The organism is Actinoplanes subtropicus (assembly GCF_000721705.1).
In the GTDB taxonomy this organism is placed as follows: domain Bacteria; phylum Actinomycetota; class Actinomycetes; order Mycobacteriales; family Micromonosporaceae; genus Actinoplanes; species Actinoplanes subtropicus.
In genome coordinates, this window is record NZ_JOJL01000047.1 from 41,274 (window position 1) to 54,424 (window position 13,151).

A 13,151-nucleotide genomic window follows, 5' to 3' on the forward strand; every position below is an offset into this window, starting at 1 on the left:
CGTTGAAGCGTGGCTGCGAGAACGGACTCCGATGGATCGACTCCTGGTCATGCGTAGCTTCGTGACCGTTGCGGACAAGGGCAGCTTCGCGGGAGCGGCGAAGTCGTTGGGCACCTCCGGATCGCTGGTCTCCCGGCACATCGCGGATCTGGAGCGGCAGGTCGGTGCCCGGCTGTTGAACCGCTCCGCGCGCTCGATCAGCCTGACCGAGTCCGGGGTGGCGTACCGCGATTTCGCCCGCCGGATCCTGCAGGAGATCGAGCAGCAGGACCAGGACATCGCGCAAATGCAAGACCGGCCGGAGGGCATGTTGTCGATCATTTGCCCCAAGTGGATCGGCAGCCTCGACATCGGCGACGCGATCGCCGCCTTCGCGGTCGCTCACCCGAAGATCACCGTGCGCTTCGAGTTGAGCGCCACTCCCACTTCGGAGCGGACCTACGACTTCCTGGACAGCGGCTTCGACGTCGCTTTCCACACCCGCGACCTACGCGATTCGGCGGTACGACTGCGCCGGATCGCGGGCCTGCCGTTCGTGGTGTGCGCCTCCCCCGGCTACCTCGCCCAGCATGGCGATCTGCAGTATCCGAACGACCTCGCCGACCACGACTGCCTCGTGCATGTGAACGACTCGGTCTGGCGAATCGGACTCGGACCGTCCAGCACCCTGCACAAGATCCGCAGGGTGGCGTTCGTCTCGAACTCGTACATCACGCTGCAGAAGGTAGCCGTACACGGCCGCGGCATCGCGCTGCTGCCACAGCGTGCCGTTTACGACAACCTGGCAGAGGGCAGCCTGGTCCGCCTGCTGCCGGACATCCCGGTCCCGGAACGGTCGCTCTACGCGGTGTTCGGTCCCGGCGGCCGGGTTCCCCGCAAGGTGCAGGTCGTCCTGGACTTCCTGTCCATCTGGTTCAAGAAGAATCCGATTTCGCAGCCGGGCGCCTGACCGGGCCGGCGCCCTTGCACGCCGCGCAAGAAAGGCGTTCAGCATCGAGGGTGCTCACCGCGTTGAAGCGGTCAGGCCGCGTTCCTAGCATCGAGACACCCGGGTGGCCACGGCGCGAACCACCACAACTCCCTGTTTGCCCGCAGACCAAGAACCATGGACGCAAAGGACATCGCATGTTCATCGTCGACTCTCAGATCCACATCTGGAAGGCAGATACTCCTGACCGTCCCTGGTTGCCTGGCGCCCACGAACGGGTACGGCTCAACGGCCACCCGGAGAACCCGTTCGGCTACGAAGAATGCCTCGAACTGATGGACGAGGCAGGTATCAACCGGGCCATCATCGTGCCACCGTCCTGGGAGGGCGATCGCATCGACTACGCCCTCGAAGCCTGCGAAAAGCACCCCACGCGCTTCGCCGTCATGGCGCGCATTCCGCAGAACAAGCCGGCCGAAGCCACCGCGATGCTCAGAGACTTCAGCCAGAATCCCTACATCAAGGGCACGCGATTGACCTTCCACCGACCGATAGACCGAAACTGGATGATCGACGGGACCAACGACTGGTACTGGCCGCTGGCCGAAGAGCTCGGAATTCCGACCATGGTGCATGCCCCGATCTGGAAAGCGGAGCTCGGCGCGATCGCGGCTCGGCACCCGGCCCTTAAGATCATCATCGACCACATGGGCATCATGGCCCGCTGCGTGGACGACGGGATCGGCTTCTGGGTCACCGAGACCGCTGATCTGCACACACACCCGAACATCTACGTCAAAGTGTCGGCCATCCCGGACTACTCCTCGCAGCCTTTCCCGAACCTCAATGTCGAGAAGTACGTCCGGGAAGTGGTGGACAAGATGGGCGCCCAACGCTGCTTCTGGGGTACCGACATCACGCGCCTGCTCGGCCGTGGGATCACCTACACCGACGCGGTCGAGCAGTTCACGCAGCACTTCGCATTGACCCGGGAGGAGCTGGAGTGGATCATGGGCCGTGGCATTTGTGAGTGCCTCGACTGGCCGATCGACGAGTAGGCCGGATTGCCGCCTGTCGTGGACCCGAACGGTGGTCCGCTCGGCTTCGGCGAGGACCTGATCGACGATGGCCGGGTACTTCCCGTCGCGGTGCCGGATCAGGTACCTGACCTTGCGCCTGGCGCCGTCGAGAGCCGCGGCCCACGACCCGCTCGGTGAGGAGGGCCGGGTCAGCGCACCCAGCGCTCCACGCGCAGGTCGGTGTTCGAGCCGACCAACAGGGTGGCGCTCGCCTCGGTCCAACCGGCGTCCTTGAGGCGCTGCTCCGCCGCCACCACCGGCAGGCTGTTCTGTTTCAGCACGACCCGGACCAGCCACACGACAGTGGACGAGGTCTGCGTGGTGAACAGCGTGGGCGGCAGGACGAGGTCCTGGGACAGGCGCGGTTCGAGCGAGAGGTACGTCTTGAGGTCGAGCGAGGTGCGGCCGTCGGCGGGCACGATGGGCTCGCCGGTCCGCTGCTCGGCGGCGAGCAGTCGGATCGCGGCGGGTGACGGCTCCTTGGCGGCGTCGTTCGCGTGTTGGAGCACCCCGACCATTGACAGGGTGACGAGCAGCGCGCCCGCGGCGGTCCGCAGTCGGGCGGAACGCAGCGCCGCGACCCCGAGCGAGGCGGCTACCACGACCCCCAGCAGCGTGAAGAGGAGGTAGCGCGGGAAGTAGGCGGGTGACACGAGTTCGAGGCCGGTGATGAGCAGCAGCGGCACGGCGACCCAGCACAGCACGAAGGCCCGTCGGGGGCCGCGCCGCAGGCCGAGGAGGGCGGCGGCGAGCGCGACGGAGAGCGCGACGAAGCCCTCGGACCAGTCCCGGACGGCATCCACCGGCAGCCACAGGCCGACCGGGGCGGGGGATGGCGCGCCGTACGCCCCGCCGGCCATCGACCAGCCGACCAGCAGCGCCGCCGGCAGGCTCCCGGCGGCCAGGGCGAACGCGGCCCGGATGCCGGCCCGGCGGCGCAGCGCCAGGGCCGCGATCGCGAAGCCGGCCAGCACCGGCAGTGTGAACCAGTGCATGAGCCCGGCCACGGCGGCGGCGCTCCCGATCCGGAGCAGGCCGGTTCCGGTGCTGAGCCAGCCGGCGAACCACAACGCGCACAGCGCGAGCGCGAGCATGGCGGGGCCGTAGCTGCGAGCCTGGATCGCCTGGTCGACCAGGAGCGGTCCGGTGGCGCAGAGCAGCCCGCAGAGCAGCCCGGCGCCCGGCCCGGCGAGGCGGCGTACGAGCTCGGCGAGGACGGCGACCGCGCCGGCCGCGCACAGCAGTGAGGGCAGCCGCAGCGCGAACTGGCTTGTGCCGAAGGCGGCGCACCAGAAGTGCAACGCCACGTAGTAGGGGGCGTTGAACGAGGGAGGGACGTCCATCAGGTACGAGATGACGCCGACCCGGTGCCAGACGCCGTTGAACAGCGTGCCCAGGGGCACGCCCGCGGCGAGTCGGCTGTATGCCTCGTCGTACCACAGGGGCAGGTTGCGGGCGAGCTGGGCGAGGCCCAGGACGAGCAGGACAGCTGGTGGCACCGCCCGGGCCGGCGCCGGGCGGCGCCACCAGCGTGGGGCCCCGGCCCTAGCCGGCAACGGCACGGGCGTCCTTCGGCTCGCCGTTGCGGGTCTTCGCCGCGTACACGACAGCGAGCAGGAAGACCGTGCTGCTGACCAGGCTCACCGCGTCCTTGCCGAAGCCCGCGCCCCACGGGCGCGGCACCCAGAGGTAGTCGGCGAAGGAGGCGCCCAGCGGGCGGGTCACCACGTAAGCCGACCAGAACGCAAGGACCGAGTTGAGCCCGAGGAACTTGTACGCCAGCAGCGGCAGCACGATGAGGACGCAGAACCCGAGGCCCGATTCGAGGAAACCCCAGCCGAGCGTCGAGGCGAACATGTCACCGACTGCGGTGCCGAGTGCGAACGTCGCCATCACCGTGGCCCAGTAGAAGGTCTCGCGGCGGCGGGTCGTGATGCTGTGGATCGACAGGGTGCGTTCGGAGAGGTACCAGGTGCCGAGCGAGGCCGCGACGAGCACGCTGAACGCGATGGTGGTGTCGACGAAGGTGAGGCCGAGGCCCTTGCGCAGTCCGTCGGCGACCATCGTGCCGAAGACGCTCACCATCGCCACCGCCGTCCAGTAGGGCCAGGCGCGATAGCGGTCGGTGCGGAACTGCCACCACAGCGAGGCGACGAGGGCGGCGCCGCCGACCCCGAGGGCCCACCAATCCAGCCTTTCCATGAGGTCGTCGGAGACGCACTCGCCCATGCCGGTGGTCAAGATCTTGATGACCCAGAAGAGGGCGGTCGCCTCGGGGACCTTGCTGAACGGCGTTCGTGCTCGCGCGCCGGCGGCGGGCGCCGCGGACGTCTGGGGAATGTTCATGCGTTTACCTCGCAAGGGACAGGGTGGAAGGGGACCGGAAGAGCCACTGCCGAAGTAGCGTGAAGCGGGCCACGGTTGCGCCCGCGTTGGCCAGCACGAGGGCGGCGAGTTCGGCCCATCGGTCGGCCGGGCCGAGCAGTGACTGCTCGGCCGCGAGCAAGCCGGCCGAGACGACGGCGCCGGCCGCGAGAACGGCCAGCGCGCCGCCGTACAGGCGCCTCGCGGACACCTTCGCGCCGAACGTGTACCGCCCGTTGAGCCAGGTGGTGGGCACCGCTACGACCAGGCGCGCCACCACGTTGGCGGCCTGTGCCGGCAGCGCGAGACGCAGCAGCACGTAGGCGCCGAGGCAGGCGGCGGTGCCGACGGCGCCGATGACGAGGAACCGGGTGACCTGCCGGCTGGTGGCCGCGTTCACGCGCCGGCCCGCCGGCCCTGGCGCGCCGCCCACCACAGGGTTCCGGCGGACTGCCGCAGCCGGGCCCGCGACGTCCACGCCGAAGTGCCCTCGGTGCGTTCGTCCCGGCGAACTGGCACGCTGGTCAGCGGCAACCCACTCAGGCCGGCGGCGGCGACCACGCTCGGCGCGCCGCGCTGCAGCAGGCCCGCGACCACGGCGTCGCGGAGCGGGCGGTTCATGGCGAGGAACGCGCCGGCGTCGACCGGCAGGCCGATCAGCGCGGCGAGAACCCGCCGGTGCAGCGCGCCGGTGACCCGGCGGCCGAAGGGCTGGTACGCGCCCCGCCGTCCCGCGAATACGCCCGCGACCCGCTCATTGTCCAGGGTGGACAGCAGCAGTGGGATGGCCTCGGGCGGATCCTGGAGGTCGGCGTCCAGGCATACCCACACGTCCGCGTCCGTCTCGGCAGCCAGGCCGTGCACGATGGCTCGGTGTTGGCCGCCGTTGCGGGGCAGGTGACTCACCCGCACGCGGGGCTCCGCGGCGGCGAGGCTCGCGGCGACGGCACCGCTGCCGGCGGGACACGCGTCCACCACCAGGCGCAGCGTCCAGGCGCCGGTGAGCGCGGCGTCGAGGCGGGTCGCGAGCGCGGGCAGCGTCGCCGCGTTGCGGTAGACGGGAACGACGACGGCGACATTCATCGGTCGCTCCAGCAGCGGGCGAGACCCTCGGCCAGGTCTACGCGGGGCTTCCAGTCCAGGTCGGCGCGAGCTGCCGCCGGGTCGCAGACCCAGTCGCTGGTGTCCCATCCGCGCCCGGGGTGGGCGCCGGCGCGGGTCGCGATGCGCTGCCCGGTCACCCGTTCGGCGGTGGCGACGAGTTCCTCGTTGGCGGTTTGCACACCGGTGCCGATGTTGTAGACCGCACCGGGAGCGAGGTCGTCGCGGCCGGCGGCCCGCACGCACGCGTCGACGACGTCACCCACCCATACCCAGTCGCGCCGCAGGCCCGGCCCGGTCAGTGCAAGCGTGGTGCCGGCGTGGGCCGCCGCCAGCACTGCCGGGACGAAACGGGAGGGCTTGTCGCCGGGCCCGTACACCTGGAAGGCGCGCAGCACGCACGACCGGATCCCGCGTTCGGCCGCGACCGCCGTGAACAGCAGCGATCCGGCGGCCTTGGTGGCACCGAAGTATCCGCGCGGCCGCAGCGGCGTCAGCTCGTCCATCGGCGAGGTCTGGGCGGCGTACTCGGTCGACGAGCCGAGCCGGATCACCGCCCGGCAGCCGGGCGGCACGGCCTCGACCAGCCACATGCCGGCGACGGCGTTCACGGTCGCGGTGGCGGTCCGGTCGGCGCCGTCGCCGGCCTGACGCGCGGCGGCCAGGTGGAACATGACCTCCGGCCGCGCGGCGACGACCGCGGCGCGGACCGCGTCGGGGTCGGTGAGGTCGCAGCCGGTCCGGGTCAGCGCGGTGACGTCGGCGCCCTGTTCGGCGAGGCGGGCCACGAGGTGCCGGCCGACGAACCCGCCCGCGCCGGTAACCAGGACCCGCCGGCGGCCAAGGCTGGTCACCGTGCAACCGCAGGGGCTCGCCCGACCGCAGCGGTCTGCCCGACGGCCCGGATCAACTCGGTCCGGGCGCGATCCCGGTCACCTGCCGACCGGCCGGCCAGCCCGGCCAAGTGCGTCCGCATGACGGCCACGGCCGGAGCGAGCGGCTTTCCGGCCGTGTCGGCCAAAAACGAGCGCCGCAGAAAAGTGAAGTCCGCCCGGAGGCGGACCAGTTCGGCGGCGATCAGCCGGCTCGGCACCGGCGCGCCCCGATCGGGCAGCGTCAGCCCTGCGACACCGAACAACGGCCCGGTCACCCAGGATCGGACCTCGTCGGCCGTGCCGTCGACGAGCGGCTCGAAGAGGTTGTCGCTGCCTCGGTCGATGCGCAGGTCGTTGAGTCCCAGATAGACCCGGGAGAGCGGCCGCCGGCCCAGGCCCGGCGCCGCGGCGACGCCGGCCCGGGTCTCGATCAGGATGCCCAGGCCGCACCGCCCGCCGACGAATCGCAGCGCCCGGTCCACCTCGCCGGTGCCGGTCACCATCGGCAGCAGCACCTCGTCCGCGCCCGCGTACACGGCCGCGTCGATCTCCCGGCGCGTCCACGGCCCGAAGCCGTTCACCCGGCAGAGCACCCGCGCCGCGGTGGCGGACCGGACCCGCTCGAGATCGGCGAGCGTGTCACCGTTGATCTGGGTGTCCTGACCGGCCTGCCGGCGGCGTTTGCCGCGCCGTTCCCAATCGACGACGAATCCGTCGACGCCGGCCCGGGTCGCCTCGGCCACCACCTGGGGATCGGTGTGGAAGAGGAAGAACGCCGGCGCCTGCCCGCGTTGGGCCGTGGCCGCCTCGTGCCCGGCGTCGGCGATGCCGAGGGTCATGGCTGATCACTCCGTCTCCTGGTACTGGCTGCACCGAGGATCGACGGCGAAATTGGACGTCAGCTTTGCTCCGGCCATGAGTTCGCTATGAGCACCTACGGCACGTAGGAGCTGGTGAAGGACAGCAGCGACTGTCCGAAAAGGATGAGCGGCGCGGCGATCGCTGCCACGAGACGCAGGCGCGGCCGCTCGGCGAGCACGGCCGCTGCAGCGAGCAGCAGAGGCAGGGCCGAGCACGCGTACCGTTCGAACGAGCCGAAATTCCGCGCCGTGACCGCGAGGAAGACGGTAGCGGCGGCGAAGACGGTGAACGACACGGGCAACCGGCGGGCTGACACGACCAGGAGCGCGAGCGCCACGAGGATCCAGACGACCCGGATCAGCGCCGGCCAGGGCGTCTCCACCGCCCTCACCAGCGAGGTGAACGGGTTGACCAGCACCCCGCCGCGCAAGTCGGCCGCAGTCTGGACGCGAAACGGGGTGAGCGGGTCGCCGTACGCATGCCAGGCCCACCCCAGGTACGCGACCAGGCCGGCCGCCGGGGCGCAGGTGGCGGCCAGCCGGGCAACCAGGCCGCCCGGCGTGGCGGCCCGCAGACCCCGGGCGGCCTCGATGGCGGTCGGCAGGCAGAGCAGCACCCCGGTCGGCCGCAGTGCCCCAGCCACCAGCGCGGCGGCCGCACAGGCCCACCAGCGGCCGCGGCGGGCACCCAGCAACACCACGCACACCAGCACCCCGAACAGCGCCTCGGTGTAGCCCATGGCGAGGACGAACCCGGCCGGGGCCAATGCCACCGCGGCCGTCGACAGGTCAGCCGCCGGGTTGCCCAGGCCCGCCGCGAGCGCCACCCGCCGGGCCAGGAAGAGGTAGAGCAGGGCGGCCGCGTTGCCGATGACCACGAGCATGACGCCCGGCGGGGCGAGAACCAGCGCGGCAGACCATCGGGCCAGCAACGGCAGCACCGGGAAGAACCGGATCGCGCCGGCGGGACTGGCGGCGTACCCGTGCACCGCGATCGTTTCGTACCAGTACCCGTCCCAGGCCAGTAGGCTAGCGTGCCGGTGCGCCGGGATCAGCAGGGCCGTGAGGAGCGCGACCAGCACGATGACACGCGAGACGAGCCAGGCCCACAACACCGATGAGCGGAACACAGCAGGCATCCTAGGGTCGCGGTGGCCCGCGATCGGCTACGCCGTGCTGCTCGCCGCGCAGGTCGCCGTACGATTGCACTCGGGCTCGGCGCTCTGGCTCGACGAGGCGCTCTCGGTGAACATCGCCCGGCTGCCTCTGCCCCAGTTGTTCGCCGCGCTGCGGCACGACGGCTCCCCGCCGCTCTACTACTTTTTGCTGCACGGCTGGATCGCGCTCTTCGGCACCGGCGACGACGCGGTCCGGGCCCTATCCACGGTCTTCTCGGTCCTGGCGCTGCCGGTGGCGTACCTGGTGGGCCGCCGCCTCGCCGACCGGTTCACCGGCCTGGCCGCCGCCATGCTGATGGCGGCCTGCCCGTTCGCGATCCGCTACGCCACCGAGGCCCGGATGTACGCGCTGGTCATGCTGCTGACGCTGGCCGGCCTCCTGCTGGTCCTGCGGGCCCTCGAGCGGCCCCGCCCGGCGCGCCTCGCAGCGGTCGCGGCGGTCGCCGGCCTGCTCGCGCTCACCCACTACTGGGCGATATTCCTGCTCGCCGCCGGCGAGGCCGTCCTGCTGGCGCGCGCATCGCGGCAACACGGCCGCGGGCCCTGGCTCCGGGTCGCGATCGCGATCGCGTCCGGGGCAGTCCTCTTCCTGCCCTGGCTGCCGTCGTTCGTCTTCCAGGAGCGCCACACCGGCACGCCGTGGGCGCCGGCGCCTACCTGGCACGACGCGGTGAACACACTGCGCCAGTGGAACGGTCCGGGTCCCGCCGGCATCGTCCTGGCACTGGTAGTCGCAGCGCTCACGCTCCGGGCGCTGCCACGCCCTGCGGCGCGGCAACTGCTGTTCCTCGGGCTGGGTGCGCTGGTCCTGGGCCTGGTCGTGAGCAGAATCGGAGGGGCCGGGTACGCGTTGCGCTACAGCGCCCCGGACGTCGCGGCGGTCCTGCTCGTCCCCGCCCTGGGCGCGGCGCGCCTGGCCGGCCGCCGGGGCGCGGCAGCACTCACCGTGGTGGCCATGCTCGGGCTGGGCGTCGCGGTCCTCTCGCCGCTGCTCGGCTCGCGCACCCAGGCGCGCCACACGGCCGCCCTGCTCCGCGCCCACCTGCGCCCCGGCGACCTGGTCGTGTACTGCCCCGACCAACTCGGCCCGGCGGTCGACCGGCTGCTGCCGGCCGGCACCGACGAGGTGGTGTACCCGACGATGAGCACACCCCAACGCGTCGACTGGGTCGATTACGCGGCGCGCAACGCCGCCGGGTCACCGGGCGCCTTCGCAGCCGCCGCGAGCGCACGCGCCACCGGGGAGGTGTGGCTCGTACGCGCCGACGGCTACCGCACCTTCGGCACCCAGTGCGCCGAACTCGACCAGGATCTCGCCGCCCTGCGCGGCGGCCCGGCCGGCATCCTGCAGCGGCCGGCGGCGAGCGGCGAGTCCGAGTGGCTGGAGGGCTACGCGGCACCCTCCTGAACGGCTCCCACCACCGAGAGCGGCACCGGAAGGGGCAACGGCAGCACCGGCGCCGCACGGCCGGTGCCCCGCACCTGATCGTCGCGCACCTCCTCGTGATAGTCGTCCTCGACGTTGACCGCCCACACGTCGTGCACCGGTGCCGCGCCGAGCACGTTCCGCGCCGCCAGCAGAGCGGTCATCATGCTGTGGTCGGTGTTGTTGTACCGGTGCATGCCGTTACGGCCGACCGGCTGGACGTCCGGCAGATTGGCCTCCAGCCAGCACCGGATCACCGCAACGTTGGCCTGGTAACGCGCGTCGTAGACCGGGTACGCCTTCGGCATCCGCACCACGTATCCCGTGCCCGCCGCCCCCTCCGGCACCAGCCCCAGGTGGGCGAGGTCGCGCTCGGCCAACTCCACCAGCGCCTCGTCGGAGGCCGTCCACAGCTCACCGCCCTCGTCGACGAAGTACTCGAGGCCGAGGCAGGTGTGGCCGTCCTTGACCAGGTACGGCGACCAGGAGCCGAAGTTCTGGACCCGGCCGGCCCGGACGCCCGGATCGTGCAGGTAGATCCAGTTGTCCGGGAAGGCGAAACGCTCCGGCACGACCAGCGCCACCGTGAGGAAGTCACGGTGCCGCAGGTCGCCGGCAGCGCGCAGCACCTCCTCGGGCGGGGCCGGGCTGAGCGCACCGACCAGATGGCCCAGCGGCATCGACGAGATGACGTGCTCGACCGGGGTGCGGCGCTCGATGCCGCGCTGCCGGCTGACCACCGCTTGGACCCGGCCGCCGGCGTGCTCGATCCGCACGACCGGCGCCTTCAGATGCACCGGCACGCCCATCTCCGCAACCCGGTCGCGGGCGCGTTCCCACATCATCCCGGGACCCAGCTTCGGGTACTGGAACTCCTCGATGAGGCTCGTGATGTGCTCGCCGCGGCCCGGGAGCAGCGCGTTGCGGACGGCGCCGAGCAGCGACAGGTTCTTGATGCGCTGGGCGGCCCAGTCTGCCTGGATGGCGGTCGCGTCGACACCCCAGACCTTCTCGGTGTACGTCTTGAAGAACATCCGGTAGAGCCGCCAGCCGAACCGGGCCGCGACCCAGCCCTCGAACGTGCTCTGGTCGGCCGGCGGCTTCACCCGTACCCAGGCGTAGCTGGCCATGCAGCGAGCCGCCTCCAGCACGCCCAGGTTGCGCAGCGCATTGGCCGGTTTGAGCGGGTAGTCGAAAAGCTTGCCCCGGTAGAAGATGCGGCTCATCCGGGGCCGCCGCAGGAAGTCCTCGTCGCTGAGCAACTCGTGCCACAGCGCCTCCACTTCCGGCACCTTCGTGAAGAACCGGTGGCCGCCGATGTCGAACCGCCAGCCGTCGCGCTCCACGGTCCGGCTGATCCCGCCGACCGTGTCGTCGGCCTCGAACACCTCCACCTCGCGACCGTACCGGGCCAACTCGTACGCCGCGGTCAGGCCCGCGGGCCCCGCGCCGACGACACCCACCCGGCCCTCATCTTCCGACCGGCTTCGCCGCACCATCTCGCTCCTTGGTCATCCATCAGTCCGCTTCGGCGGAGCCCGTGCCCCCGCGCGGCGCAGGCCGCGCGCTCCTCACGGCAGATGGTGGCCAAACATGCTGTCCGTGGGCTTTGTGTCTTCTGCCTACAAGCTGTAGGTATTCCGCGATCCCCACTCCGATGAGTTTGACCTTGGCCGCGGGGAACCTGATTGAACTCGCGCGCATGCCCCGAGTCGCCCACGCATTGCGATGCGCCGCAGTCGCGCTGCTTCTCGCCGCCGCGCTGGCGCCCGAGCCCGCGCCGGCCCACCCGCTCCCGCGGATGTTCAACCGCCTGGCCGCCACGCCGCCGAGGGGCTGGAACAACGACGACGCCTACGGGTCTCGACGTGACCGAGGCATTGGTCCGACAGACCGCTGACGCGATGGTCGGCTCGGGCCCGCGCGACGCCGGCGGGCTGCGGAGGACCTCGATGCCTTCGCCGGTGAACACCTCGTCGAACATGGTCGTGTACCTGGTGTCCCGGTCGCGGATCAGGAGCCGGAACTGCCCGGCCCGCTCCGCCAGGTCCAGATCAAGTCGCGGGCCTGCCGAGCCACCCAATGCCCGTTGGGACGAGCCGTGACGCCGAGGACATGCACCCGGCGGATGGCGATCTCCATCAGGCACGCACGTAGATACGTGTTAACCCGATCGTGTCCACATGCAAGAAATCGCAGGCCAGGATCACCTTGGCTTGAGCGCTCAGGAACTGCGTCCAGGTCGGCCCGGTGCGCCGCGGCGCAGGATCCACCCGGCCTTGGTCAGGATGGACCACACCGTACTGGCTGCCAACCGGTAACCCAGGCCGACCAGTTCGCCCTGGATCCGGCGATGGCCCCAGCACGGATTCTCCTTGGCCAGGCGCAACGCCAGCGCCCGAATCTCAGCCTGAACCGGCGGGCGGCCGGGCCGGCGCCGGGGATCGGTCCACTCCCACGCGATCACCGCGCGGCGCCAGCGCAGCAACGTGGCCCGGGATGACCAGGAACGTGGCCACCGCGGGCGAGGCAGCAGCCGGGAGCCTCTTTGACGCGCAATCAAGGGGTCGCTTGTTGACCTCTACGTCGTCGCGCGGCTGCGGAGCGTTCGGCAAGTCGTGCATGTTGGTGGTCCGGGGCGCGCTTGGCCATCGCCGCCCACGCTTCCTCCGGCAACACACCTGCGGGATCGACCTGCCGCTCGAAACGGCACAGGAACGTCTCGTACCGGCGGAGGTACGAGCGGCGCGGTCGGCGGTCTTCGCCCAGGACGCGCGCGGCGATGCGGGCCCGGCGACGACGCTGCTGCGCCCGTCATGCCCACCTCTCCCCACGCTGCCCGTCTGGTTCGGGCTTGGAGTCACGGTCAGACACGCTCACCGATCCCCCATCCGGGCCTGAACCTGCTAGGCCCGCTCGGCCGCCGCGCTCGCGCCGTAGTGACGTGGCATGTCCTCCGAGGTCCAGCCGAGCACCAACATCAGGTCACCGGTGTCGCCGCCGGCCAGCTTCCATTCGGCTTCTTCGAGCTGTGCGGTCAACCGCTGAGGCCTTGGATCGGTGGATCCCGGCCGTCTGCGTCTACGTGACCCGCGCCGGAGTTGCCCTGCGGATCGCCGACCCTCGGAACAGCGACCAACGGAACAGCGACCAACGGAACAGCCACCCACGGAACAGCCACCCACGAAACAGCCACCCACGAAACAGCCACCCACGAAACAGCCACCCACGAAACAGCCACCTGAAGTTCCACCCCGGGACCGGACACCGGAGTTTCATGCCGCGAGGGCGATGGGTGGACGATAGCAGATACGTGCTTCGCGTGGTGTCTGGTAATTCG

The 13,151-nt window shown here is 71.2% G+C and carries 13 protein-coding genes; 3 read left to right on the forward strand and 10 right to left on the reverse strand.

Annotation, left to right across the window (positions count from 1 at the left end; genetic code table 11):
- The first annotated feature begins 49 nt into the window (after positions 1-49).
- The gene (locus IH26_RS0146100; protein WP_245665988.1) at positions 50-949 is read left to right on the forward strand and encodes a LysR family transcriptional regulator; all 900 of its coding nucleotides are present in this window, start codon (positions 50-52) and stop codon (positions 947-949) included.
- A gap of 176 nt (positions 950-1,125) precedes the next feature.
- Entirely contained in the window at positions 1,126-1,986 is an 861-nt protein-coding gene (locus IH26_RS0146105; RefSeq protein WP_030442655.1) for an amidohydrolase family protein, read from the forward strand.
- A 170-nt stretch (positions 1,987-2,156) separates the two neighbouring features.
- Here IH26_RS0146105 and IH26_RS0146110 read toward each other — a convergent pair whose 3' ends face one another.
- The 7 genes from IH26_RS0146110 to IH26_RS0146140 all read right to left on the reverse strand — a co-directional run bounded on the left by IH26_RS0146110 (position 2,157) and on the right by IH26_RS0146140 (position 8,289).
- The gene (locus tag IH26_RS0146110; RefSeq protein ID WP_157437751.1) at positions 2,157-3,569 is read right to left on the reverse strand and encodes a glycosyltransferase family 39 protein; all 1,413 of its coding nucleotides are present in this window, start codon (positions 3,567-3,569) and stop codon (positions 2,157-2,159) included.
- Positions 3,553-4,353 carry a COG4705 family protein gene (locus IH26_RS0146115; protein ID WP_051809756.1) on the reverse strand — a complete coding sequence of 267 codons (801 nt, stop codon included), beginning with the start codon at positions 4,351-4,353 and terminating at the stop codon, positions 3,553-3,555. Before IH26_RS0146115 ends, IH26_RS0146110 begins: the two co-directional genes overlap by 17 nt.
- Before the next feature lie 4 nt (positions 4,354-4,357).
- On the reverse strand, positions 4,358-4,771 hold the full coding sequence (locus tag IH26_RS0146120; RefSeq protein ID WP_169789919.1) for a GtrA family protein: 414 nt from the start codon (positions 4,769-4,771) through the stop codon (positions 4,358-4,360).
- Complete coding sequence (locus tag IH26_RS0146125; protein WP_030442659.1) at positions 4,768-5,454, reverse strand: glycosyltransferase; 687 nt, start codon at positions 5,452-5,454, stop codon at positions 4,768-4,770. Before IH26_RS0146125 ends, IH26_RS0146120 begins: the two co-directional genes overlap by 4 nt.
- Positions 5,451-6,326 (reverse strand): NAD-dependent epimerase/dehydratase family protein, encoded by an 876-nt coding sequence (locus IH26_RS0146130; RefSeq protein ID WP_030442660.1) that lies wholly within the window; start codon positions 6,324-6,326, stop codon positions 5,451-5,453. The genes IH26_RS0146125 and IH26_RS0146130 overlap by 4 nt, the downstream gene beginning before the upstream one ends.
- The gene (locus tag IH26_RS0146135; protein ID WP_051809757.1) at positions 6,323-7,186 is read right to left on the reverse strand and encodes an aldolase; all 864 of its coding nucleotides are present in this window, start codon (positions 7,184-7,186) and stop codon (positions 6,323-6,325) included. The genes IH26_RS0146130 and IH26_RS0146135 overlap by 4 nt, the downstream gene beginning before the upstream one ends.
- A 95-nt stretch (positions 7,187-7,281) precedes the next feature.
- On the reverse strand, positions 7,282-8,289 hold the full coding sequence (locus tag IH26_RS0146140) for a hypothetical protein (RefSeq protein WP_157437753.1): 1,008 nt from the start codon (positions 8,287-8,289) through the stop codon (positions 7,282-7,284).
- Between the two features lies 1 nt (position 8,290).
- On the opposite strand from IH26_RS0146140, the gene IH26_RS64135 reads away from it, so the two are divergent.
- A complete protein-coding gene (locus tag IH26_RS64135; RefSeq protein ID WP_157437754.1) occupies positions 8,291-9,793 on the forward strand; it encodes a glycosyltransferase family 39 protein in 1,503 nt (500 codons plus the stop codon).
- On the opposite strand, the gene IH26_RS0146150 is transcribed toward IH26_RS64135, so the two are convergent.
- The 3 genes from IH26_RS0146150 to IH26_RS64140 all read right to left on the reverse strand — a co-directional run bounded on the left by IH26_RS0146150 (position 9,775) and on the right by IH26_RS64140 (position 12,852).
- Positions 9,775-11,310 carry an NAD(P)/FAD-dependent oxidoreductase gene (locus IH26_RS0146150; RefSeq protein WP_051809763.1) on the reverse strand — a complete coding sequence of 512 codons (1,536 nt, stop codon included), beginning with the start codon at positions 11,308-11,310 and terminating at the stop codon, positions 9,775-9,777. The genes IH26_RS64135 and IH26_RS0146150 overlap by 19 nt on opposite strands.
- A gap of 725 nt (positions 11,311-12,035) precedes the next feature.
- Positions 12,036-12,299: a helix-turn-helix domain-containing protein gene (locus IH26_RS54855; protein WP_051809765.1), complete on the reverse strand. Its 264-nt coding sequence runs from the start codon at positions 12,297-12,299 to the stop codon at positions 12,036-12,038.
- 418 nt (positions 12,300-12,717) lie between these two features.
- The gene (locus IH26_RS64140) at positions 12,718-12,852 is read right to left on the reverse strand and encodes a hypothetical protein (RefSeq protein ID WP_281179846.1); all 135 of its coding nucleotides are present in this window, start codon (positions 12,850-12,852) and stop codon (positions 12,718-12,720) included.
- Positions 12,853-13,151 lie beyond the last annotated feature (299 nt).